At 41.5% G+C, this 25,546-nt stretch carries 15 protein-coding genes and 1 pseudogene; 3 read left to right on the forward strand and 13 right to left on the reverse strand.

What is annotated here, in order from left to right; genetic code table 11:
* Positions 1-14: 14 nt before the first annotated feature.
* The 4 genes from Bovatus_RS08855 to Bovatus_RS08870 form a co-directional block, all read right to left on the reverse strand.
* On the reverse strand, positions 15-881 hold the full coding sequence (locus tag Bovatus_RS08855; RefSeq protein WP_032852209.1) for a glycine betaine ABC transporter substrate-binding protein: 867 nt from the start codon (positions 879-881) through the stop codon (positions 15-17).
* Between the two features lie 23 nt (positions 882-904).
* Positions 905-1,729, reverse strand: a complete 825-nt coding sequence (locus Bovatus_RS08860; protein WP_004300983.1) for an ABC transporter permease — start codon at positions 1,727-1,729, stop codon at positions 905-907.
* Positions 1,726-2,952 carry a quaternary amine ABC transporter ATP-binding protein gene (locus tag Bovatus_RS08865; protein ID WP_004300984.1) on the reverse strand — a complete coding sequence of 409 codons (1,227 nt, stop codon included), beginning with the start codon at positions 2,950-2,952 and terminating at the stop codon, positions 1,726-1,728. The genes Bovatus_RS08860 and Bovatus_RS08865 overlap by 4 nt, the downstream gene beginning before the upstream one ends.
* 297 nt (positions 2,953-3,249) lie before the next feature.
* Entirely contained in the window at positions 3,250-3,588 is a 339-nt protein-coding gene (locus Bovatus_RS08870; RefSeq protein ID WP_004300985.1) for an MGMT family protein, read from the reverse strand.
* 83 nt (positions 3,589-3,671) lie between these two features.
* Between Bovatus_RS08870 and Bovatus_RS08875 the strand changes: the two are divergent.
* Positions 3,672-5,060, forward strand: a pseudogene (locus Bovatus_RS08875) (LruC domain-containing protein).
* 80 nt (positions 5,061-5,140) lie between these two features.
* On the opposite strand, the gene Bovatus_RS08880 reads toward Bovatus_RS08875, so the two are convergent.
* The 8 genes from Bovatus_RS08880 to Bovatus_RS08915 form a co-directional block, all read right to left on the reverse strand.
* The gene (locus Bovatus_RS08880; RefSeq protein WP_316929427.1) at positions 5,141-7,966 is read right to left on the reverse strand and encodes a substrate-binding domain-containing protein; all 2,826 of its coding nucleotides are present in this window, start codon (positions 7,964-7,966) and stop codon (positions 5,141-5,143) included.
* A 435-nt stretch (positions 7,967-8,401) separates the two neighbouring features.
* Positions 8,402-9,289 carry a carbohydrate kinase family protein gene (locus tag Bovatus_RS08885; RefSeq protein WP_004300989.1) on the reverse strand — a complete coding sequence of 296 codons (888 nt, stop codon included), beginning with the start codon at positions 9,287-9,289 and terminating at the stop codon, positions 8,402-8,404.
* Positions 9,290-9,324: 35 nt separating this feature from the next.
* The gene (locus tag Bovatus_RS08890) at positions 9,325-10,491 is read right to left on the reverse strand and encodes an MFS transporter (RefSeq protein ID WP_004300990.1); all 1,167 of its coding nucleotides are present in this window, start codon (positions 10,489-10,491) and stop codon (positions 9,325-9,327) included.
* Between the two features lie 559 nt (positions 10,492-11,050).
* Positions 11,051-12,898, reverse strand: coding sequence for a DUF4980 domain-containing protein (locus Bovatus_RS08895; protein WP_004300992.1), 1,848 nt, complete (start codon positions 12,896-12,898; stop codon positions 11,051-11,053).
* A 125-nt stretch (positions 12,899-13,023) separates the two neighbouring features.
* Positions 13,024-14,976, reverse strand: coding sequence for a DUF4960 domain-containing protein (locus Bovatus_RS08900; protein WP_004300993.1), 1,953 nt, complete (start codon positions 14,974-14,976; stop codon positions 13,024-13,026).
* Positions 14,977-15,013: 37 nt separating this feature from the next.
* Complete coding sequence (locus Bovatus_RS08905) at positions 15,014-16,144, reverse strand: glycosyl hydrolase family 28-related protein (RefSeq protein WP_004300994.1); 1,131 nt, start codon at positions 16,142-16,144, stop codon at positions 15,014-15,016.
* A gap of 22 nt (positions 16,145-16,166) precedes the next feature.
* Positions 16,167-17,924, reverse strand: coding sequence for a RagB/SusD family nutrient uptake outer membrane protein (locus tag Bovatus_RS08910; protein ID WP_004300995.1), 1,758 nt, complete (start codon positions 17,922-17,924; stop codon positions 16,167-16,169).
* A gap of 24 nt (positions 17,925-17,948) precedes the next feature.
* Complete coding sequence (locus Bovatus_RS08915) at positions 17,949-21,032, reverse strand: SusC/RagA family TonB-linked outer membrane protein (protein ID WP_004300996.1); 3,084 nt, start codon at positions 21,030-21,032, stop codon at positions 17,949-17,951.
* Positions 21,033-21,308: 276 nt separating this feature from the next.
* On the opposite strand from Bovatus_RS08915, the gene Bovatus_RS08920 reads away from it, so the two are divergent.
* Entirely contained in the window at positions 21,309-22,181 is an 873-nt protein-coding gene (locus tag Bovatus_RS08920; RefSeq protein WP_004300997.1) for an aldose 1-epimerase family protein, read from the forward strand.
* A 170-nt stretch (positions 22,182-22,351) separates the two neighbouring features.
* Here Bovatus_RS08920 and Bovatus_RS08925 read toward each other — a convergent pair whose 3' ends face one another.
* Positions 22,352-24,232: a DUF4980 domain-containing protein gene (locus tag Bovatus_RS08925; protein WP_004300998.1), complete on the reverse strand. Its 1,881-nt coding sequence runs from the start codon at positions 24,230-24,232 to the stop codon at positions 22,352-22,354.
* A 224-nt stretch (positions 24,233-24,456) separates the two neighbouring features.
* Here Bovatus_RS08925 and Bovatus_RS08930 point away from each other — a divergent pair, with 224 nt between their 5' ends.
* Positions 24,457-25,479: a helix-turn-helix transcriptional regulator gene (locus tag Bovatus_RS08930; protein ID WP_004300999.1), complete on the forward strand. Its 1,023-nt coding sequence runs from the start codon at positions 24,457-24,459 to the stop codon at positions 25,477-25,479.
* Positions 25,480-25,546 lie beyond the last annotated feature (67 nt).

Consider the following 25,546-nt stretch of genomic DNA (forward strand, 5'->3'; position numbering starts at 1 on the left):
AACAATGCTCCAATCTATTTATTCTCTGACTTCGGAATCCAACTATCCACCAACAGCCGATGCTCATCCCTCCATTTACGGGCTATTTCTTCTTCATCCATCCTGGCATCCTTCATAGCTGTCATAAAAGAGCTAAGTTCTTCTGTCGTTAGTTTGATGTTGCCAAAGAACTCGGCAGCAAACGGATCTTTCTCACTGAATCCTTTCCATGCAATAGCATGTATTTCTTCCAAGTCTCCATATACTTTCTTCGGATCATCCAAGAATTTCAAGTCAAACTGGTCGAACATCCAATGCGGTGTCCACCCCGTAATGACAATCCATTCTCCTTTGTCCATCGCTTTTTTCAAAGAAGCCAGCATGGTGGAACTACTTGAAGTCATGAGGGTATACCCATCAAGTCCGTAAGCAGCAATGGCCTTATCGGTCGTCTTCATTATCCCTGCTCCCGCATCAATTCCTACTATTTCAGAAGAAAAACGGTCTTTATTAGCTTCCAGCTCATTAATAGACTGGATCGTAACATATTGAGGAACAACCAGTCCGACGCGAGCTTCTCCGTATACCTCCCCCAAAAATTCGATGCTGTCTCCATACTGATCCATATAATCTTTCATCGTTATTGGTAACCAGGCATCCAGAAACACATCTGATTTCTTTCCTGACATAGATACAAAAATAGGGGCAAGATCAGCATTTTGCAATTCAACCTCATATCCATGCTCTTCCAATACCACCTTAGCCAAATGACTCATGGCAATACCTTCCAGCCAATTGGCATAGGCTATTTTTACTTTCTTTTTCTCTAAGTCTGAATTAGTACAGGAAGCTAGCAAAAGCATAGCCGAAAGCACTATTCCTACTATTTTATATATTCTCACATGCATTTTTATTCCTTTCCGTTTTAGTTCTTATTTTTTCGTCCTGCCATTCCTTGTGTGATACGGTCTAAGATGATAGCTAAAATAACAACAGCTATACCACCTTCAAACCCAAGTCCGATTTTCATTTGGGTAATACCTTTCAATACAATTTCTCCCAGACCACCGGCAGCAATCATGGCAGCAATGACAACCATAGAAAGCGACATCATAATTGTCTGGTTGACACCTGTCAGAATGGTGGGCAACGCCAAAGGAAGCTGCACTTTATACAATAACTGCCAACGGGTAGCCCCGAACGAACGGGAAGCTTCCACTACATTTTTAGGAACTTGCCGTATTCCCAATCCGGTAAGACGGACCACAGGAGGCATAGCAAAGATAATGGTGGCAAACACTCCCGGCACTGCTCCCAATCCGAAAAATAAAACGGCAGGAATCAGATAAACAAAAGCAGGCATCGTCTGCATCAAGTCGAGAACAGGACGGAGTATTTTCTCTGCACGCGGACTGTTTGCCGTCCACACTCCTAAAGGTACACCAATAATCAGAGCCAGACAGGTAGATGAAAAAACGAGAGCCAGAGTTTGCATGGTAGCCTCCCAAAATCCCATTCCATAAATCAGTAATAATCCCAATGCGGTGAAAATTGCCGTACCACGTCCTGCCTTCATCCATGCGAGTGCAGCAAGCACTAGAATGGTTATATAAAAAGGTATTCCAAAAAGTACGTGTTGGAATCCTATAATAAAACTACCGATGCCCGCATTCACGGCATCAAAGAAAGTGGAAAAATGTACCATCATCCAATTGATGGCCATCTCTATATATTGTCCTATATTTATCATAAATCTATTGCGTTTTGAATTATTTCGTTTATTTCTTCTTTATCTTTCCCCGTCACTTCGATGATTAAGGAGGAAAGCGGGATTGTTCCTAAAAACTCATGCGTCTCATCAATCACCCATACCGGCGAATTGCTCTTTGTCATTAAAGGAAGTATATCCTCCAACACTGTATCCTCCAATACAGAATGTACTTCTGTACGCACAATCGTTTCAATGGATTTTTCCTGTCTGCTACGTAACTTAAGCAGGTCGTTCAGACGTACTTCTCCGACCAGTTTATCATCGGCGTCTATGACAGGTAATACGGTGATATTCTTCGCACGCATCTTACGAATCAATACTTCAGGTCCCTCTTTCTTCAGACGGGCCACCAGTGGTTTGTCAATCATTAAAGAAGAAGCGGTGATAATTTTACTCCTGTCCACGTTTTCAACAAAACGGGCTACATAATCGTTAGCCGGTTCGGTCAGTATTTCTTCTGAAGTACCTACCTGCACCACCTCTCCGTCTTTCATAATCGCAATACGGTCGCCCAGTTTAATCGCTTCACTCAAGTCATGGGTAATAAAGACAATTGTTTTTTTCATCTTCGACTGCAAAGCCAACAGTTCATCCTGCATTTGCACGCGAATCAAGGGATCGAGCGCAGAGAAAGCCTCATCCATTAAAAGTACTTCGGGATTATTAGCCAGAGCGCGGGCCAGTCCGACACGCTGTTGCATTCCACCGGAAAGCTCGCCCACCATCTGATTTTCATATCCTTTCAATCCGACAAGCATCATACTTTCCATCGCTTTCTTCTCACGTTCCTCTTTCTTCACTCCTTGAAGTTCGAGGCCGAACGCGATATTGCTCAATACGGAACGGTGAGGTAACAGACCGAAATTCTGGAAAACCATCGCCAGTTCTTTCCGGCGAACCTGCAATAACTCTTTTTCGGATATTTTAGATATATCTACTCCGTTTACAAGCACTTGTCCGGCAGTAGGACGTATCAGACGATTGATACAACGCAGTAATGTCGATTTTCCACTTCCCGAGAGTCCCATTATCACAAAAAACTCTCCTTCATTAATTGAAAGATTGGCATCTTTCACTCCTACCGTACAACCGGTATCTTTCAGAATTTCCTCTTTACTCTTATCTTTTTTCAACATCTTGAGTGCTTTCTGCTTCTCGTGACCAAAGATAAGGTACAAATCCTTTATTTCTATTTTACTCATATAATATATTGGTTTAGATTATAATATTTGTTTTGTTTTCAACTGCCGCGTTCCTCATTCTCACTTACGATAAACAAGTTGAATGTTCGCATGGTTCAGTCATGTCACATGGTAACATGACGATCCGACGTTTTTAAATGGTTAAAGAAAACAGACTAAGTAGTTTAAAAGGAATAGAATTTGATAAGATTATCCTCTCAATGAACAGTAGAAAACAGTATTTTCATAAATAAATAACAGTCTGTTCTTGCATATTGTTGGCACAAAGGTAAGGAAAATAGATTAAATATGCAAATTTCATTCAGATACGGAGTAATTCCAAAGATGCTTTTTCAAGTCTACGCATCCATTTTGCTTGAAAGAGATCCCTTCTTCCAACAAGAGTTGTTTCTGCTCTGTCCACCCCGGAACAAGGCGTCCCGATGCATTGACAACCCGGTGACAAGGCACAGATAAATCATCCGGAATCTGTTTCAAAGCACGCCCCACCATACGGGAACATTGAGGCATTCCCAATAATGCGGCAATTCCCCCATAGGTAGAAACTTTACCTACCGGAATTTCCCGAACAACCTGATACACCTCTTGACAAAAGGATGCGGAGAGACTCGCTTTGTCTACTTTATAATCTTTCATCACCCAAACATTACTTTATTTCAGTTCCAAAACTAGATAAAAAGAAAAGAATTTGCAAATAATAAAAGCATTTCAAATAAAATATGCAACTTTATTTGCTTTATTTACAAATAATCCCGACCTTTGTACCCATTAAAAGCAACCCTATTATTAACAAAACAAGCACTGCTGTTATGAAAAAGAAGACAATTCTATTCGCTTCTTGTTTATTTGGAGTATTCGCTTTCAGCTCCTGTGAGAAGAACCTTTATGATGAAAGCAAGCAACCTGAAAAAGAAATTCAAGTAAAAGACCTGGATATACCCGCAGGCTTTCAATGGAAATTAACTCAAGTAGCCGCAGGAACAGTAGCTGCTACTACCCCCACTATGGTTTCCTTCTTTTTGGATGAAGCATGTAGTAAAGAAGAGAAAATAGCCGACATTCCTGTAGATACAGAAATTTCAAGTCTCCCTTTGAGCATCCCAACCTACGTAAATACATTGTATGCCCAGTACAAAACCAGCACCAATGAAACCAAAAAAGTAGCCATACCTGTAAATGCAGATAGAAGTTTCTCACTGAACATTGCTAATGATGCCAAATCCAAATCTAACACCACCCCGTCAATCACTCGTGGGCATGATATAGAAGATGACATCCAATTGGCAAAAGGAGTCATTTTTCATCCCAAAGATGGTTGGGGAACAATCATGTTTGAAGACCAATTTCCATCATTAGGAGATTATGACTTTAATGATTTTGTAGTCAATTATAAGGTGCAGTTCCAAGGTATTAGAAAGGTTGACAAAAAATACACTGCGCAGTATATACAAATAGGGTTACGTCTAAAAGCTATCGGAGGAATATTCCCTTATTCCCCTTATTTAAGACTGAAAGAAATAGATTCTGACGAAGTGGAAAGTATAGAAGTTTATGAAACTAAAAACGTGATTCCTGCGATCGACGGAGTAGAACTTGTCCCCAATAAACATCTTATCATTGATTACAGCCCTTTAATTAAGAATCTGGCTAAACCTGCAGGCAGCCAATATTATAATACAGAAAAGAATGCTTTGGTAGCAACAAGTGATTTACCGGAGATCAATATTCTGATCACCCTAAAGAAGAGAAAAGAAGTAAAGGAAATATTAGAAGGCGATGAATTCGACTTGTATTTAAAACGTAATGATAGCGGAACAGAAATCCATATGAATGGTATTGAACCGATCACTTACCAATATCCATTCAATGATAAAAATCTGCTACCGGTATATACAAACGGGGACGAAGAAGATGATAATTATTATTTTAGTGCAGGACGCCTGATTTGGGGATTAAGAGTACCAGGCAACGCAGCACATGCTATTGAAAAAGCTAATTTCTTGGAAGCCTATAAAGGATTCGCAAAATGAGCGCAAAGTAGTGGCAAAAACGAACAAAACTGGTATAATCAAGGAAACGCAGATAAAAGTTTATTGATTCATAACTAACACATATCAATAAATCCCGGTAAACATTGAAAATTCAAGTTACCGGGATTTATTGTATTCTGACGTGAATAGTTTTGATTCTATCCTTTCCTTTTCAGCAAATCTGTCGGACTTTCACCAAACTGCTCTCTATAACATTTGGTAAAATAAGAAGGAGAACTAAAACCGACTTCATAACCAATCTCCGCCACTGTCATATCTGACGAAGCAAGCAGGGAAGCAGCCTTCTTCAAGCGAGCGATGCGAAGCAATTCATTCGGAGAATAATTAGTCAGGGATTTTATTTTGCGATAGAGTTGCACACGACTTAATCCCATATCCTTACCCAAATCCTCTACATTCAAATTTGAATCTCCCATCTTTGCTTCAATTAAAGCCTTGAATTTTTCCACAAAGTCTTTATCCATATCACAGACATCCTCTTTCGCCAACGTTTGTCCGTCACCAAAGAACTGTTTCAGGCGGCGATGTGAATCTATCAGATTACGAACGCGTGCCAACAGCAATTGCGAACTGAAGGGCTTGGAGATATAAGAATCCGCACCTCCGTCATATCCCTGAATCCGTTGTTCATCCAAAGAACAGGCTGTCAATAGGATGACAGGGATATGGCAGGTTTGCAGTTCGCTTTTCAGCCGACGGCAACACTCTATTCCATCAATACCAGGCATCATCACATCAGAGATTATCAAGTCCGGAACATATTTCATTGCTTTGCGGATACCCTCCGAACCGTCTGCTGCTTCAATTACAGTATAATCGGTATGGAGTAATCCGCGTACATACGAACGGATATCTGCATTATCATCAATTACCAAAACGGAAGGATTGGAAGAATCATAGCCTTTTTCCAGTTCCTCTTCTTCGGCAGCTAAAGTTTCATTCAGGTCGGAAGAGGCGGGAGATCCGGGAGAAGCAGGATTTAAAGGAACTGCAGAGATTGATGACTTTAGAGAATCTTCGGCCAGAATAGTTTCACAAGTCTGTACCGGTAAATCAACGGTAAAGACAGTGCCCTGCTTTTCATCACTTTCCACAGAAATTGTACCTTTATGCAATTCAACGAAAGCTTTGACCAATGCAAGTCCGATTCCCGAACCGGCATGGTGCATATCTATTTTATAAAAACGATCGAAAATGCTCCGAATATGTTCGGCGGAAATCATTGAACCGGTATTGGCAACAGTAAAACGAATCCAGCGAGTATCCTCTTTCGTTAAGGAAGATAAACGAACCGTTATCTTTCCATTTTCCGGTGTGAACTTGAACGCGTTGGAAAGCAGATTAAAATAAATACGTTCCAACTTTTCCATATCCGCCAATGTATGGTAATCCGTATCCGGCATATTATCAAAAGAGAAATGAATGTGTTTCTTCCGGGCCGCTGCAAGGAATGATTCGTTCCAGCCCTCAAAAGAGGAAAGAACATCTATCTGAACAGGTGTATATTCCATCTTACCGTTCTCGTATTTACGGAAATCCAGAATCTGATTGACAAGACGTAAGAGGATATTCACGTTTCGTTGAATCAGCATCAACATTCGATGCTGATCTCCACTTAGTGTATGATCGGCCAATAAATGTTCTACCGGATCGGCAACCAATGTAAGCGGAGTACGGAAATCGTGAGATATATTTGTGAAGAACACCAGTTTGGCATGCGTTGCCTCTTCCAGTTGATGAGAAAGCTGGATGAGCTGATCCCGTTGCTCTTCCAGTTTGTCCCGCTGTTCTTCTAATTGGTCGCGTTGTTCCTCTAACTTGTCCCGCTGCTCTTCCAACTGTTTCTTCTGCTCGGAAAGTTCCTTATTCAGACGATTTTTAGCACGGAGAGATTTATAGACTACCAATAATAAACCTGCCACCAATAGAAGAATAACCAAACCACCATACATCACCACCTGCTGTGTAGCAACCCGAGACAGATATCCGCCGATACGTCCGTTCAATGTTTCAATCTTCTGATCCAGTTCCGAGATATGAGTCGTCTGAAGTTGCATGACATGCGCATTCGTACGGTCGACCACCGCAGTGTTCATGACCGTTTCCCGGGGATAAGGCTTTTTCTCAAGGATATTCATTGCCAGTTGCATCACTTTGTCGCCATTGGTCGGATAAATAAAAGTAGCATTCAACACACTGTCGAGCACCATTTCCAATCCGTTACCTTTGCCGGGGAGAGCATCGATACCGACAAAAATCATTTCCTTCTCCCGTCCCACTTTCTTTGCAGCCTGATAAGCTCCCGGAGCAATACGGTCATTATGCGCATACACGGCGTCTATCTTCGGATGCCGACGGAGCATACTATCCATTTCCACTTCCGCCGGTTCACGCTCCCACGCAGCATCCGCTTTATCAATCAGTTTGATATCCGGAAAGTTACTGATAGCAGCCATAAATCCTTGATGGCGTTCCATGGCAGGAGTTGAGCCACCCAGTCCGGTAAGTTCCACCACATTCCCTTTTCCTTTCAAGCTTGACGCAATATAATTGCCTACCGCACGTCCTATTTCATAATTGTCGGCACCGATATAGGCAGTATATTTATCAGAAAGAATCTTCCGGTCTACCAGGATGACAGGTATTCCCTTTTGATAGGCTTCCTCTACAATCGGAGTCATGGGGGCCGCTTCGTTGGCAGAGATAATCAATAAGTCAACCCCTTCATCTATAAAATAATGAACGTCTTCCGCCTGTTTGCGATTATCATCCGCAGCCGACCGGATTTCAACCGATACTCCATCATAAAACATTGCTTCGCGAAGAATTTCATCATTCATCTTATGCCGCCAGGAGTCATCGCTGCATTGCGCCACCCCGATACGGAAACGCGGTGCATCCTGCCGACAAGCCGTCATGCCAAGAAGACAGAGCAAGACTGCTATCCACTTCGTATATCCCATCATTCTAATCATTCTCATTTTTTTCGTATTTCTTTCTATGACCCAAATGGACGATTGAGAACAAAAATAAGAAATAAAACTGTGAGTATGCTATCTATCATCCAATTATTCTCATCATTACCCTCCAAAGAAATGCAAAACAGTTCCCAATATTCAACCGGAAATTATTAACAAAAGTATAAAGCGTAAGACAAACACTCAATAAATGTTATAAAACATCTCTTTTTATTTGGATTATTTGCAGATTTAGCAGAAGTCCGTATCTTTGCAATGTGTTTTTCATAGTATTAGATTTAAGGTTAACAAAGGTTGGAGCAAGGCGTTGCTCCTTTTTTTATGTCTATACCTCTCATATCATACGAATCATGCAAAAAGAACAAGAGGTATATTCCCACAGACTGAGATATACCTCTATACTTACTTTCCATCAAACAATTACATTAGTTTGTCTTTCAAAACCTGCGGAAGTTCGGGCATTGCACCGCTTTGCGTGCAGACATAAGCAGAAACTTCAACGGCAAGTTTATGAGCTTCAGGAACCGGTTTTCCATTGAGAATAGAAGCACAGAAAGCAGCGGTAAAAGAATCACCTGCTCCCACCGTATCGGCAACCGGAACTCTCGGCGTCTCTTGGAAAGAGACAACACCCGGAGTAAACACATAACTACCATTAATTCCGCAAGTCAGAATCAGCATCTTCAGGTTGTATTTTGCCAACAGAATCCAACATTTATCCTGTAAGTCGATGCCGGGATAGCCAAACATACGGCTGATGGTCACCAGTTCTTCGTCGTTTATCTTCAGAATGTTGCAACGGCGGAAAGATTCGCGCAATACCTCTTTGGTGTAGAAGTCCTGGCGGAGATTAATATCAAAGATTTTCAGTTGTCCGTCTATGTCGGGCATCGTATCCAGAAAACGGTTGATAGTGGCACGGCTCACTTCATTACGTTGAGCCAGGGAACCGAAGCAAACGGCGCGCGTACTCAATGCCAAACGTTTCAGTTCATCCGTAAAAGGTATGTTATCCCATGCCACGCCTTCTTTGATTTCGTAACAAGGCACTCCCTCGTTATCCAGTGTCACCTGTACCGTACCGGTAGGATAATCCACTTGTTCAATCTGCGTTTTCAGTTTCTTCTCGTTGAATACGTTCAGAATCTCGTCTCCCAACTCATCCTTGCCTACGGCACTCACCACGCGACTGTCAAAACCAAACTGTGATACATGATAGGCAAAGTTTGCCGGAGCACCACCTATTTTCTTTCCTTCGGGCAACACATCCCAAAGTGCCTCGCCCATTCCTACGATTATATTATTCATGATCTACGGATTTTATTGTTTCCAAAGTTATAAAATTATTTTTTAATACGGAACGTATAGAACAAGAGATAAAGCACGCCCACTGTCATTACGGCTACTGCCCCACTCTGTCCCATGGCATCGGATGCTACTCCCATAGCCAACGGAAATACCGTGCCGCCAAACAGTCCCATAATCATCAGACCGGAAACTTCATTTTTCTTACCCGGCAGGTAAAGCAATGCCTGCGAGAAGACTACGGAGAACACATTGGAGTTACCGAAACCAATCAGACCGATGCATACATAAATCATTGTCTTGTCATGGAATATAAACAAACCTGCCATCGCTATCAGCATCATCACAACGCTAATCCCGAAGAAAGACTTCGGTGACATCTTACGTAAAATGAAAGAACCGAGGAAGCAGCCTGCCGTACGGAAGATGAAATAAAGGCTTGTTGCAAAAGCCGCATCATCAAGGCCCATGCCGAGACGTTCCATCAAAATCTTGGGGGCAGTGGTATTTGTTCCCACATCAATTCCAACGTGACACATGATACCGATGAAAGAAAGCAGGATAAACGGTTTGCCAAGCAAAGCGAGACATTGTCCGAAAGTAGACGGTTTGCCTTCTTCTTTTTCTTCTTTAATCTGTGTGACATTGAGCAACAGGATAGCAATAACGGCTACAATCATGTAAATCGGGAACAGGATGCGCCAGCCTAAATCGAAAGTCGGAATGGCTTGTGTCGCTCCCCACATGGCAATATAAGGAGCAAGGAAAGAGGCAATGGCTTTCACAAACTGGCCGAAAGTCAGGCTACTTGCCAAACGGTCGCCACGTACGATGTTAGAAAGCAACGGATTCAGGGAAGTCTGCATCAACGCGTTTCCGATGCCCAGAAGGGAGAAAGAAATCAGCATCAGCATATAGCTGTCTCCGAAAACCGGCAATAACAAAGAAGCAAAAGTCACAAGCAAACTAAGCAATACGGTTTTCTTCTGACCGATGCGGCTCATCAACATGCCTGTGGGTACGGAGAAAATCAGAAACCAGAAGAATACCAGTGAAGGGAAGATATTCGCCTGCGAGTCCGACAGACCGAGGTCTGCCTTTACATAATTGGAGGCAATGCCTACCAGGTCAACAAATCCCATGGCAAAGAAGCAAAGCATCACCGGGATTAGTTTGGAAAGGGAAGAGTTTTTACTGTTTTCCATTGTTTTTTTTATCTAAATATGTTATCATCATTTGTTTATATCATAAATTTAGGCACGGATTAGGCGGATTACACGGCTTCTTGAATGATGGCTATCAGATAGCAACCGTCTAATCCGCGTAATCCGTGCCTAATAATATAAAATTATATTTTGCATGAGTACTTATTCTATTTATATCATGCAGTTATATGATTCAATTTACAATCTGCTGTTAGTCGTGTGGGTACTTACCGTTAGTTATCTGTTCGTCGCCTATATGAATCACGCTCTCCTTATTGCATCAATACCTCAAGCCTACGGTATCTTTATCTTAAACCTACGGCATAGTAACCTTGAAGCTACGGTATTACTAACTTACCACGGCCGTGGTAGGAATTCGTCATGGCTGTGGGAAGATCTTTCCACGGCCATGGTAGGAACTCGTCACGGCCGTGACGAATCAGTAATACCGTAGGTTTAACACAAGTATATCCCTACTATCCACCTACTATCCCTTAAGGAAAGATGTATTCATCCATAGGGAAACAAATAAAGAGCGCATAGGGCGAACAAGAGATATTTATGGCTTCAACTTATGAACCACAAACGAATCTACTTTATAAGCTCCTCCTTTACTGTAAAAGTTGATATGATTGTAAGGTTCCGAAGGGAATACCTGATTGGTCATCACAAAACGTCCACCATTTCCAAAGGCTTCCACACTGGATTTATCCACAAACAGACGGAGTTTCAATGCCTCTTTGCCGCCTTGTTCCTCGTTTCCACCTTGCTCAATTGCTGTCCAGGTCAACATCGGGAAATTCTCATTGAAGCTGACCTCTCCGCTCTTGCGACGATCCATTGAGAATTTCTTTTCTTTCATGTCATACTGCATATCCACTTCTTCGCCTTTGTCATTGTAGAGACGGAAGCCGATTACGTCTGCACGTTGATTTTCGATTGTCAATTCTATTTCGTATGCACCGTCATTGCCGGGAATCATTTCTTTGATTGTGCGTGTTCCGTTTACTTTGAACGAGCGTTTCTTGGAAGCATCACGCAAAGCCAGCAGTTCGGGAGAGGGAGCTGATTGGAGGTAAGTCTCACCATCTACGGTAAACAGGCTCAAGTCACGGGGAACGGAATTCGGGCTACGGTATTGGGAGGTAGGAACATCGTTTGCGTATTGCCAGTTGCTCATCCATGCGATAGCGATACGGCGGTTGTCGGGAGCATCGCTCCAAGTTACGGTGGCGTAATGGTCTTTTCCCCAGTCCATCCATTTGGTTTTGGAAGGGAATTCGTTTACAAACTCTTTTCCGTTGAAGGAGCCTACAAAATATTGAGTAGCACTTCCTCCGAAAGGACCTCCGGGATTCAAATTACAAAGCAGCACCCATTTCTTATCATTGGTACCTTCTACTGGAAGTTCAAACAAATCGGGACATTCCCAAACACCACCATGTGCACCTTGCCCTTCACCGAAACGACTTTCAAAGGTCCAATCTTTCAGATTAGGAGAAGAGAATATCTGCATCTCCTGCCCTACTGCTAATACCATGATCCAGCGTTTGGTGTTTTCATACCAAAATACTTTCGGGTCGCGGAAGTCACGCGCTTCGGACGTCAGTACCGGATTATTCTCATATTTGGTGAAAGTACGTCCGTTGTCAGTACTGTAAGCAATGCTTTGTACTTGTCGGTCACTGTTTTGTGTATAGATGGCGATAATGGCACCTGCACCAAAACCGGCTGTATTATCAAAATCGACAACTGCCGAGCCACTGAAAATTGTCCCCAATGCATCGGGAGCAATAGCTACAGGAAGATGTTTCCAGTTTACAAGATCTTGGCTGATAGCATGTCCCCAACTCATATTTCCCCATTTGGAACCATAAGGATTGTATTGATAGAAAAGGTGGTATTCACCGTCTTTATATACCATTCCATTAGGATCATTCATCCACCCATAAAGAGGTGAGAAATGATAAGTAGGACGGAACTTTTCACGGTTGCCCGTATCGAACGTGTCGGACAATTTCATTTCCTTGCAACAAACAGCAGAAAGTTTCCCCCGTATAGGATCATTCGAGCCTAATTTAAATTTCAACAGTATGTTTTTACCAGCATAAGCCGAAAGATCCAGCGGAACAAAATAGTCCACTCTGTTCACTGCCAGACGAACATCCGCAACATTCACCTCTTTATTATTAACGATCATGCTGACACGTACATCAGGCATTACCTCCTCTACAGGTAAAAGCAAATAACGTTGATTTGTATTTATCTGTACCAGGCAATGTCCTTCACCCAAATCTTTTATTAATAAGGAAGAAGTATCGGCCGAAGCATCCAAAAATGAGAAAATCATCATAACCAGGATAGTCAAAAAGGTCTGTACTTGTTTAAACGAGAATAATACATTCATGTCAGATGGTATTAGAGTTAATTATTAATATTCAATGTCTTCTATTTGTCACCATGCAAAGATAGGTGCAACGGATAGTTACACCTATCACTTTTGTTTCAAAAGATAAAAAAAATGTTACCGATCTATTTCTTAGCGCTTAGATAATGTAATATATTCTTCGTCATGAGCACAATATTATCTTGATAAACGTTTATATTACTATTCTGATTCCATTCGTAAGCAGCCAGACCGAGAGCTATACATGTACCTTGATATTCCGCTGTCGGAGCAAACTCTACCATTCCGGCACAACAATAATCCGTTACGTGTCCCCAAGTCGCCAAAACGGTAGCTTTATTTTCTTCTTCAAACGCTTTCACCACATTTCCTGCATTGGGATAAAGAGCGGGGAAGCCATAAGCATTCAAGTCCCACATACAGTTATGGTCTTCACGCCGTCCAGGCCCGATCAACGGGAATGTTTCATGGGGGAATTGGGAAGAAGTAACCATACCAGCAAAAACCGGATGAGCCCGATGATCATACTCCATTCCGATATTGGCATTAATTGTCCAAATGTCTGCCCCATCTCCTCCTTCACCATCTGCAAATATTCCGGGAGCGCGTTCGGTACGTCCAAATGGTACAACCAATTGAGTCGCATGATTGCTTAAGAACAGGTTTCCGCCATTCTTATAATAAGTAGCCAACGCGGCAATTGCATCAGCAGACAAAGGTAATTTATCCCATCCTGCTCCAATGCCGACACGGTCTATATGTACCCAAATAACATCATAAGCAGAAAGGTCCTCATCAGTCAATGTAGCGGAAGTAATGACTTTACCATTTACAAATTGCTTCTTGAACCACGCATAGGAAGCTTTTTCATCATCATCTTCTATCTCTTCGGGAGTATCATACGTTATCACGTAAGCTGCATTTGTCAAATCCTGCGCTTCGGAAGGTTTCACCTTTATATTTTCTTCCGTCACTCCGCAATCTATCACTTCGGACGACTCGCTGATATAAAATACCTGATTGCTGCTCGTATTCTCTATCGTGAAACTTGCGAAACGATTATTTTCACCTTCCGCAGCATTCACAGTCACAGGGTTTTCTATATTGTCACTCCAAGCCACCTGAATGGTGTTCGATGTGAAATGATTATATTCGCCTTTCACATGAATCACGCCATAGTCTGCTTCTTTGCCATTGAGTTGATTTTCGCTTCTGTTTACAGTGAACAAGTTATCGCTTATCAGATTGTTTTGTCCGCTTATATCAAAGAAAGTCATTTTGTTTCCAGTAAATTCATTATCCGAGATATTCACCCGGTTACAACCTATAAAATTAGCACAGCGATCATCATTTGCCGTTAGTTTGTTGTGAGAAAATATCAGATTACTTTCTCCGGAAATACGTGCCGTTACACCGCCCTGTGTTGAGCCGAATACAGAATTGGTTACCATATTCTGTATGCCACCATTCATATCAATGCCATTCACTACATCGGTTGCATCTATCCGAGCTAATGTTATGGCGTCACACCCTTGGAGTTTAATGCCCTGGTACATATTTTCCATTTTAATATTGAAGAAGTGCAGGCGGTCATTATCATGTTCTACATAAATTCCGGTTCCCTGATGGTCACCCTTCCCCACAAGCGTAAGTCCGTTTACCTCCACACCGCTAATACGGTTTTTGCGTCCGTCTATATCGGCAACAGGGGCAACGTGTAACGCATATTCGGCATTTCCAAGCACCAGACGACTTTCCCTCGTATCGGCAGCAGTAGTAACCGCTTCATCATTCACACCTTTCAATGTTACGAAATTACGCGTAAGTTGAATGGGACTATCCAAACGAAAAGTACCTTCGGGAATAAGTATCGTTCCTCCCTCGGGCGGAAGATCGGCTATAATAGCATTTATAAGATCAGCACAATCAGTGGCCCCATCGGTTGGAAGTCCGAATTGGGTTATGTCTATAATCTTCTGACCGTTACATTCATCACAGAGAGTATAGGTATCGTCATTGCTGCAAGATGTGCCCAACATCAGGAGCATTCCGCTTATTAAGAATTTATTTATCTTCATGGTGTTACTATATTAATAATGGTGTATGTTGAGGAGGTTATTCTACTATGCTCACCTTATCAGATGATACACAATTAGAGACTTCAGTTCCTGCGTTCACCAGGAATACCCGATAACTCTCCAAATTATCTATAAAGCAGTTTTTGAACACATTTCCTGTTCCTTGAGTAGCATTTACGGCCACAGCATCAGTATAAGCCCATTCACATGACAAACTGTTGGATACAAACATATTGTTGTTACCCTTTACATTGATTATGCCAAAGTCATCACCATGGTCGAGCATCTGATTTTGAAGAGCTCCGGTAAGCCAAAAAATATTCTTATTTACCCGATTATCATTACCACTCAACACGAGAATACCATTGTAGTAGCTTTTGAAATTATTACCTTCAACAATACAGTTATTACAACCATCAAGCACTAAATTTTCACGTCCGTCAGGATAGACCTGATTATTTACAAACGAAAGTTTGTTCACTCCCTGCGCCTTACAGGTTATGCCAGTGGGCTGAGCACCCAGTTGGCAATTCTTGATATTAATATTCTCGCCACCAATCAGCACCATACTATTGGGAAGCTCACATACCCAGCAATTGATTATCTGCATGTTTTTCGCTTGTTCTATCTTGACGCCTGTATGCAAATTTATACCAATAATATTAGAAAGCATTCCATCATCACTCGTACCGGCAAAGTGTATGCCGATGTTCTTAGCTTCCGTACCACCGGACACCATCAGGTTCATAATCTTTACACCCTTCACGCCTGTCTCTACTTTTATAGCAGCTTCGGCATTACGCGCCACCAATTTACTTCCGCCACCAGGACCCAACAACTCATTTATTCCATTCACATCAATATTGCTACGCATACCGGGATTCAACCCTTTGAATGTCACATTGTGCTTATTAATCACAATGGGAGCGTCGAGCACAAAATCACCTTCAGGAATAACCACTACTCCCCCTTCGGAAGGCAAGGAAGCAATAGCACTATTAATGGCTTTCGAACAATCCGTCTTTCCATCGCCAACAGCTCCGAATGTGGTAACATCGCCTTCGATTTCAGTATGAGTGCCGTAACACAACAGATTATCATCACTATCGCAAGCCGTGAACAAACACAGACAGAAAGTGCTAAGCAAATATCTTTTTATTTTCATCATATTTATATTTAAGGAATTTATACTAGTTAAACTTACCGTATCCGGGATTCTGCACATAATTGCCTTCAGAGAAGTTATATTGTGCATTGGGAATAGGCAAATATTCATCTCTGCCACGAACAAAGCGAGCACCACGATAATAAACGCGCTTATTCTGCTCCACACTAATGTAGCTGTTCATGGTTTCCGCAGCAATCCCCCAACGTACCAAGTCGAAGAAACGGTCACCTTCCATAGCAAACTCCATACGGCGTTCCCAACGTAATGCCTTGCGGGCAAAGTCCTGACTCCAGCCCTCAGCAGGATATTCGCCTATCAGATAATTAGCTGCATCCTGTTCGGAATGTTCAAAGTCTTTTACATAAGGACTATTTTTGGCACGCAGACGAATACGGTTAATAATTTTGCGAGCCTCTTCCAGTCCGGTAGCTTCGCCAATCTCTATCAAGGCTTCAGCCTTCCATAACAACACATCAGCATAGCGAATTATCTGCCAGTTGAGATGAGAAGCTCCCCAAGGCCAACCTTGGAACATATCTTCACTTTCAGGCGAGATGTAGAAGCGCTTTGTACAATTAAAGCCATATTCACCGCTGTTACGTATCCAGTTTGCTTTACAAGGCTCAACGGTATATGTTTTCCAAGTGATACCAGGACGACCGGTAACGAAATCCAAACGAGGATCCACAGTTGCATCAATGTTGGTGAGCTCACTTCCTTCGTATATTCCATAGTCATCGGCGTTGAAAGTATCAAACAAAGGCAATCCATAGTTATCTGTCTTATAGGCATTGATCAAGTTCTGACTGGGTAAGAAAAATCCGTCGCCACCATAAGGACCTTTAGGAGCATTCAACAGATTACTCCAGTTTATATTCCCGGCACCATCGGTTTCATCATCCATCGAATATTGTACAGCAAACACAGACTCTACCCCATTTTCATATTCCAATTGATCAAGTTTCTGAAAATCGTTCAAAAGAGTATATGCCTTTCCTTGCGCACCTACTTTGTCGCAAAGAGTCACCACTTCAGCTAACAATTGTTTATCAATAGCAACCACTTGGTTATTATCATCTTGTCGGTAAGCCTGATAAAGTCTAGCTTTGGCAGCATAAGCATAAGCAATGTTCTTAGTGACACGCCCTACTTGAGATTGAGTATCAGGCAAATCGTTAGCAGCATCAAGAAATTCTTGTGCTATTTTACCCAGAAGTTCTTCACGGGTAAACTGATTGTTGGGAATGTACTTATAGTCATCATTTTCCACATTCTCATCAAAATAAGGTACTTGCTTGAAAAGGCGAACCAGTTCAAAGAAGAAGTGTGCACGAATCACTTTCATTTCGGCTTTACGACTTTTAATCATCGGCAAAGCGTTCTCATCAAGCGTATTCATTACCCGCAATGCGCTGTTACAACGTTGCAAGCAACAATAAAGTTGAAACCATTTTTCGTCGGCATTGCCCCATGTAGCATCTATTTTAAAGGTTTCAAGCAGCGTACAAAAGTCTCCATCATTTACACCGCCACCACCTTTGTAGGCATTATCCGAACGTACTTCACCATACGTCCAATTGGTCATCGGCACCCAGTGCATATCACGATTAGGACCTTTCAATCCTGCATAAGCTGAAGTAACCAAAAGCTCTACACCATCGGCCGATGATAACAAATCGTCATTGAGTGTACCCTGAGGTTTAATATCTAGAAAACGACTCTCATCGCAACTTGCCAATAGTGCCATCACACCTACTGCAAAGATATATTTCAATTTCATAATGTTCTGTATTTAGGATAAAAATTAAAAACCAAGTGATAGACCGAATGTATAGGTACGAGGTTGGGGATATGGATAGCCCAATCCTTCCGGGTCGGCACCCGTATAATTAGTCAGCGTAAAAACGTTCTGTGCTTGCAGATACAAACGCAAATTGGAAAGATGCGCTTTCTTAATCCACTTATCCGGGAAAGTATAACCCACAGTTAGAGTTTTCAACTTCACATAAGAACCATCTTCAATAAAGAAAGTGGAACTGCGTGTTTCTACATTATTATCAACTACAGTCAATGCAGGGATATCACAATTATAAACTCCCGTTTGCTCATAAGCATTCCAAGCATGCATTGCATCCATCAAACGTACAGAGTGATTACCTGTCCAACCTTGAAAAAGGTCGGTATAAAACTTGGAATTGTTCCATGCATCGCGAATCATACCATTGAAGAATACAGAAAGGTCAAATCCTTTGTAAGATGCACCGATGTTCAATCCACCAATAAATCTAGGTTGGTCACTCCCTTGCCAATCCATATCAGCAGTATTGATAATGTTATCACCGTTAAGGTCTTTGTAGCGAATACGTCCTACGCCGGGAGCACCAATCTGTACATCATATTTGCTTAGGTATTCATATACCTCCTGTTTTGTTTTGAATACACCATCAGCTTTATAGGACATCCATGATCCGTAAGGTTGACCTACAATAGTTTTGTCCACACCATTACCACCTCCCCAAGTATATTTGATTACATCCGGAAGTTCGGTAATTTCATTTTTATAATAGGAAAGGTTGAACGAAATATCATACTTGAAATCCTTTATTTCATCTCGCCAAGTAAAGGTTGCTTCCACACCGCTATTATCCATACTGGCAGCATTGTACCATTTATATCCACCTTCACCGATCACTCCTATATAAGGTTTCTGGATTAACATACCAGTAGTCTTTTTTTGAAAATAATCCAGTGTCAGTCCCAAACGGTTGTCAAAGAAAGCAGCATCAATACCAAAGTTCAGTTGTTTGGTCTCTTCCCATTTCAGGTCGTTGTTACCCGAACGGTCTTTCTGTACTCCGGGCAATACCGTTGTACCATCCCCATTGAAATTGTATGAGCCATTGGACATGTTAGTGTAATAGAGGTTGTAAGTAGCATTGTTATCAATCTGATCATTACCATTGATCCCCCACGATGCACGCAATTTAAGATCTGAAAGCCAGTTTTGCGTACATTCCATAAATTTTTCACGCGATACTCTCCAACCGGCAGATACTGAAGGAAAGATAGCAGAATTATTCCCTTTACCGAAACGTGAAGAAGCATCACGACGCACTGTTCCTGATATAAGGTATTTATCATCAAACGCATAGTTCACCTTACCAAAGTAAGAGACCATAGCATAGGTAGAAGCATTGTTACTCACACTTTTTCCTTCAGTTACAGTGTCTAAGTAACGATAATCGAGATCTTCTATCACCAATCCGCGACCATATCCCTGTAAATGTTCACCATTCTCTTTCTTAGCTTCAGTTCCTATCACTGCACTGATATTGTTCTTCCCAAAGTCTATACTATAATTGGCAGTGTTCGACCATACCCATTGCACGCTATTATCTTGTCGTACGGTCAGTTCATTTACATCTACCTTACGATCGGCTTCACTCCATTTGGGGACGAAAGTTGAGTTGAAACCGGTAGTATAGTTCAAACCAAATTGACTCTTCAACACTAGATTTTTAATGGGTTCCACTTCCAAATAAACATTGCCAAAGATACGCCAACTTTTGTGACGATTATTGGCTTCATTGTCTGTCAAGCGAATGGCATTCGGCTTATCCCCCAATATATCCACATAGCCACCGGCATACCCTCCATTTTCATCATACACAGGAATGGCCGGATGCTGGGCAATAACCAATTCTTCTATACCGGCAGGATTAAGATGCTCCAACCAGTGATTCACCGAAATACTTTCACCCACACGCACTTTACCATCTACAAAGCGAAAATTAGAGGCTAAACGCGAATTAAAACGTTCGTAGTCTGTATTACGGCAAAGACCATCCTGATTCATATAATTTAAGGTAAGAGCCACATTCCCATCCTTAAACCCTTTAGAAAGAGAAAGATTATAATTTTGCATTAAAGCCGTACCAAATATTTCCTTTGCCCAATCAGTGTTGCCCGACTTTATTTTCACTCCATTCTGGTCAAAATAATATTCTTGCAGTTGGGCCTTTTCTCCATTTCCATATACTACACTATTGGGATTGGTTCCAAAAGTATTTTTATAAGCCTGCCAATACACATCACCCCATTGGTAAGCGTCAAGCATATCAATACCACCAGTAAAAGTCTGGGCAGTGAGCGACATATCAAAACTTACTTTTACATCGCCTTCCTTAGCACGTTTTGTGGTGATAATAATGACACCATTGGCAGCTTGCGCACCATAAATGGCAGCCGAAGCTGCATCTTTCAACACCTGAATGGATTCAACATCATTGGATGAGATAATAGAAGCCACATTATCATGTGTCTGAACACCGTCTATTACATAAAGAGGAGAAGAATTGTTGATGGTAGTAATACCACGTAACTTAGTATCTGTGTTACCACCTCCGGGTTTACCATCAGTTGTTACGTTCATACCGGCTACACGTCCCTGCAAACCTGACATCACATTACCAGTAGGTATGTCAGCCACCTCTTTCATCTTCACTACAGCTACCGAACCTGTCAGACTGGCTTTCTTTTCAGCCATATAACCTGTCACAACCACTTCGTCAATCATCTTAGCATCCTCTTCCATCACTATCTTCAATGAAGGTTTAGCGGCAATAATTACTTCTTTATATCCTATATAAGAAATTGCCAATAATGCATTCGTTGGTACACTAAGAGTAAAGTTACCATCCAAATCTGTGATAGTTCCAGTTGATTTAGAATCATTTTGCACTACGGAAGCACCAATAATTGGTTGACCATCAGTCTTTGAAGTAACGTTTCCTTTCACTGTTATGTTTTGCCCCCAAAGGACTGACATGAAAGTAAACAGGAAACAAACGCTACAAAGAAGTTTTTTGTTCTTCATAATACTAAGCATTAGTTTGATGTTATTAAATTAAAAGTACGAATTTTACTATATCGATGATGCAAATTACGGTTGATTTATATCAAACGACTGAAAAAAATGTTTCAAAGGCTATAACATTTGTTGCATAGAACGCTATTTTATAGGGTTTTATACATTATTCTTCGAAATAGAAGAATTATAGAATATCTATTCTCCAGTAAGTATGGAAAATATTACCTTTGCAGGTGATAAGAACTTAAAAATAGAGTTAACTACTGGTTGTAGTCAACTGAAAAAATCAACGATATGAAAACAATCTCCAACAAACAACTCACGATTCAAGTATCTCCTCACGGAGCTGAACTCTGCAGTATCGTCGCCAATGGAAAAGAATATCTGTGGCAAGCCGATCCTGCTTTTTGGAAACGTCACTCTCCTGTCCTATTCCCCATTGTTGGGAGCGTATGGGAAAATGAGTATCGTAACGAGGGGATTCCTTATACACTTACTCAACATGGTTTTGCCCGTGATATGGAGTTCACACTTGTTACTGAAAAAGAGGATGAAGTGCGTTACCGTCTTGTCAGCAATGAAGAGACTTTGCAGAAATACCCTTTTCCATTCTGTCTGGAAATAGGCTATCGCATTCAGGGAAAGCAAATTGAAGTTATGTGGGAAGTAAAGAATACCGCCAACAAGGAAATGTACTTTCAGATTGGGGCACATCCAGCTTTCTATTGGCCGGAGTTCGATGCAAGCAATTCTGAAAGAGGGTTCTTCGGATTTGACAAGGAAAACGGTTTGAAATATATTCTCATTTCAGAAAAAGGATGCGCTGATCCTTCTACTGAATATTCCTTAGAACTAACAGACGGATTATTACCACTGGACACGCATACCTTTGATAAAGATGCTTTGATACTGGAAAATGAACAGGTTCGTAAAGTTACCTTATATAATAAGGAGAAACAAGCTTATCTTAGTTTACATTTTAACGCTCCGGTAGTCGGTCTTTGGTCTCCACCTGCAAAGAATGCTCCTTTCGTCTGCATCGAACCTTGGTACGGACGTTGCGACCGCGCACATTATACTGGTGAATATAAAGATAAGGACTGGATGCAGCACTTACAACCGAAAGAGATATTCCAAGGAGGATATACAATTGAAATTGATGAATAATTGATGAATAAAAGTAGCTGCCGGATTTCACATCTGACAGCTACCAAATACCTAATTCTAATCTACAAAACCTAACTTATAAATCTAACCTATGAGTCCTTAAAAAGCAATCAATACTTGTTGCTTTTACTGAATCTATGCAAACATCTATTGTGTAACTTCTATTTCTATTATAAACCCAACCGATACGCATTGAATGAATCTACTTGAAATGAACCTCCTTTGCTATAAAAACACATACGGTTGTATGGTGCCGATGGAAAGATAAGATTAGTCATTGCTACCTTTCCTCCATTCAGGAATATTTCTACAGAACATTTATCAACAAAGACATCCAACGTATATTTATTCTCTTTCTTTATCGGTGCCCAGGTAGCTAATGCGAAATCATCTATATAATTGATGGAAGTCGTCTTTCTACGGTCGTGAACCTCTATTTCATGAGGTACACTCTTCTTTCCGAAATCCACGATACCACTTTTCGTCCGGTCCATAACCAATCTCTTTTCCGGAAGATTGAAGTAGATATCCACCTTTTCACCTTTATCATTAAAGAGGCTGAATCCCATAATCTCCGCTTCCCCGGCGGTAATTTCCAATGCCAGTTCATAAGCACCATCATTATCAGCCAATAAAGAATCAATATGATAATCATTGGCAACCGTAAATGCCGGAGTCTCTTTCTTTTCTTTTCGCAGAGTCTTTATCTCCAGTACCGGAGCTGCTGAAAGATAAATTTCACCATCTTGTGTATAAAGGCTTAACTCACGCGGCAAAGCGTTAGCACTACGAAATTGCTTTGTCGGGACAATATTACAATATTGCCAGTTACTCATCCAAGGAACAGCAATCGTCCGTTCTCCAGTGTTTGAGAAACAAACGGTAGCATAGTGATCTTTGCCCCAATCCAACCATTTGGTGACATTTGGCTGATTGTCACAACTGAATTTCTTTCCATCAAAGTCTCCTGTAAAGTATTGAGTGGCACTTCCTCCGAAATAACATCCCGGATTGACGTTCACTATCAATGCCCATTTCTTACGGTTCAGATCTCCATCCACCGGAAGTTCCACCATGTCCGGACATTCAAATTGACAAGGTTGCACTCCGTATCCTTCTCCGAAGCTGCTCATATAGTTCCAGTCCTTCAGATTCTTAGAGTCATAGAAACGCATTTCTTTATCGGCGGAGACAATCATCACCCATTTATCTTCCGGTTCATACCGAAACACTTTCGGATCACGAAAATCTTTCAAACCATCAGCAGGGCACAAGATGGGGTTCTTCTCGTATTTAGTAAATGTCCGTCCGTTATCCTTGCTAAAAGCAAGACATTGGATCTGCCCGTTTTTGTCACTGGCAGAAGTATAAAAAGCCAGGATACTCCCTGCTCCGTAACCCGCTATATTCTCCTGATCGACAATAGAGCTGCCGGAAAAGATATGTCCCAATGTATCACGGGCAATAGCTGGGGCCAAATGTTCCCAATGTACAAGGTCCTTACTGACAGAATGTCCCCAATGCATATTTCCCCATTTAGAGCCGTAAGGATTATATTGAAAATACAAATGATATTCTCCATCTTTATACACCAATCCGTTGGCATCATTCATCCAGCCATAGAGAGGAGTATGATGATAAACAGGACGGAACTTTTCTGTATTGGTAGTATCAAATGTATCAGATAACTTGATTTCTTTCCAGCAAAGTGCCTCCTTTGATTTATTACGAATACGCACGGTGGCTGTCTTCGCTCCGACAGGCAAGGCAAATGGTACGAAATAGTCCACTTGAGTCTGTGCCAGACGAATACCCATATCGGTATCCGCAGCCTCTCCGGTATCAAGCAGAACCTGACTTTCCGCAGCTTCCTCTTCTATAGGAAGCAATATATAATTAGTCGGATTGGTAATGTGGATGACAGTCAGGCTATCCCCTTTCTGTTCCAAGGTCAACTTGCTTTTAGTGGTGTGGCAATAAGTCAGTCCGTAAGAGACTGCCAATGCAAGTATTGCACCTTTACATAGTTTCATCCAAGGGTTTGTTTTCATGGCAACAAAGTATTCCTAGTTTATACAAGCTTTTAATCCAAAATAGACGAAGGCAAAGATAGGGGGTATCTTCGCCTTCGTCTATAAACTTTGTTTCAAAGGGTATCAAATTTGATACAAATCCTAAGAATTTTCTTTTATCATCCAAGAATAAAGACCTGCAACCTCTTTGTTTTCCTGAATTTATTTTTCTACTTTTGAAGCCAATCTTTATTCTTCTACTTATGCCAGCAAATAGAAATGCCTTAATCCGTTATAAAACAATTGATAACTGTCTGCGTAATCCTTATCGACGCTGGACGTTGGAAGATTTGGTAGATGCTTGCTCGGATGCCCTTTATGAATACGAAGGCATCGATAAAGGCATAAGCAAACGTACGGTACAGATGGATATACAGATGATGCGCAGCGAGAAGCTGGGTTATAACGCTCCGATTGTGGTGTACGAAAATAAATACTATAAATACGAAGATCCGGAATACAGCATTACACAAACTCCGCTGAACGAACAAGACCTGAAAACGATGTCGGAAGCCGTGGAAGTGTTGAGGCAGTTTAAAGGTTTCTCCTATTTCACGGAAATGAGTGATATTATCAACCGCCTGGAAGACCATGTCGCTTCTGCCCGGATGAAAACCACTCCTGTCATTGACTTTGAAAAGAATGAATCATTGAAAGGACTGGATTATCTGGATACGATCTATCACGCGATTGTAAACGAGCATCCGATACAGCTCAAATATCGTTCATTCAAGGCACGTTCGGCCAACAACTTTATTTTTTATCCTTATCTATTAAAAGAGTATCGTAACCGGTGGTTCGTTTATGGTGTCAGAGGAAACGGACGGATCTTGCAAAATTTAGCTTTGGACAGAATACAATCATTGGAAGTTCTGCCACAAGAACATTACATAAAAAATACGTTCTTCGATCCGAACACGTTCTTCGATGATCTGGTAGGAGTCACTAAAAACTCCGGAAGCGTAGCGGAGAAAATCGGTTTCAAGGTAGCCGCTGCCGAAGCACCTTACATCATAACCAAGCCTATACACCGCAGCCAGCAAGTGGTGGAAAGATTGGCTGACGGAAGTGTCATACTGGAAATTGAAGTCGTCATCAACCATGAGTTAGAACGAGTATTCTTCGGATATGCCGAGGGAATACAAGTTCTTTATCCGAAGACTCTGGTAGAATTGATGGGTAGGAAACTAAAAAAGGCTGCCGAACAATATACCCATTCAAAATGAAAAGGGAACACGTCCAATTATCCTATCTGACATTCAAGAAAAACAAAAAAGCATGGAGAGCCTGTCT

This window comes from Bacteroides ovatus, assembly GCF_001314995.1.
In the GTDB taxonomy this organism is placed as follows: domain Bacteria; phylum Bacteroidota; class Bacteroidia; order Bacteroidales; family Bacteroidaceae; genus Bacteroides; species Bacteroides ovatus.

Excerpts from the sequence above, each read along its gene's own strand:
- Bovatus_RS08900 (WP_004300993.1), bottom strand. The coding sequence starts at position 14,976 with ATGAAGATAAATAAATTCTTAATAAGCGGAATGCTCCTGATGTTGGGC.
- Bovatus_RS08930 (WP_004300999.1), top strand. The coding sequence starts at position 24,457 with ATGCCAGCAAATAGAAATGCCTTAATCCGTTATAAAACAATTGATAAC.
- Bovatus_RS08890 (WP_004300990.1), bottom strand. The coding sequence starts at position 10,491 with ATGGAAAACAGTAAAAACTCTTCCCTTTCCAAACTAATCCCGGTGATG.
- Bovatus_RS08880 (WP_316929427.1), bottom strand. The coding sequence starts at position 7,966 with ATGGGATATACGAAGTGGATAGCAGTCTTGCTCTGTCTTCTTGGCATG.
- Bovatus_RS08915 (WP_004300996.1), bottom strand. The coding sequence starts at position 21,032 with ATGCTTAGTATTATGAAGAACAAAAAACTTCTTTGTAGCGTTTGTTTC.
- Bovatus_RS08920 (WP_004300997.1), top strand. The coding sequence starts at position 21,309 with ATGAAAACAATCTCCAACAAACAACTCACGATTCAAGTATCTCCTCAC.
- Bovatus_RS08885 (WP_004300989.1), bottom strand. The coding sequence starts at position 9,289 with ATGAATAATATAATCGTAGGAATGGGCGAGGCACTTTGGGATGTGTTG.
- Bovatus_RS08865 (WP_004300984.1), bottom strand. The coding sequence starts at position 2,952 with ATGAGTAAAATAGAAATAAAGGATTTGTACCTTATCTTTGGTCACGAG.
- Bovatus_RS08870 (WP_004300985.1), bottom strand. The coding sequence starts at position 3,588 with ATGAAAGATTATAAAGTAGACAAAGCGAGTCTCTCCGCATCCTTTTGT.
- Bovatus_RS08905 (WP_004300994.1), bottom strand. The coding sequence starts at position 16,144 with ATGATGAAAATAAAAAGATATTTGCTTAGCACTTTCTGTCTGTGTTTG.
- Bovatus_RS08910 (WP_004300995.1), bottom strand. The coding sequence starts at position 17,924 with ATGAAATTGAAATATATCTTTGCAGTAGGTGTGATGGCACTATTGGCA.
- Bovatus_RS08860 (WP_004300983.1), bottom strand. The coding sequence starts at position 1,729 with ATGATAAATATAGGACAATATATAGAGATGGCCATCAATTGGATGATG.
- Bovatus_RS08895 (WP_004300992.1), bottom strand. The coding sequence starts at position 12,898 with ATGAATGTATTATTCTCGTTTAAACAAGTACAGACCTTTTTGACTATC.
- Bovatus_RS08925 (WP_004300998.1), bottom strand. The coding sequence starts at position 24,232 with ATGAAAACAAACCCTTGGATGAAACTATGTAAAGGTGCAATACTTGCA.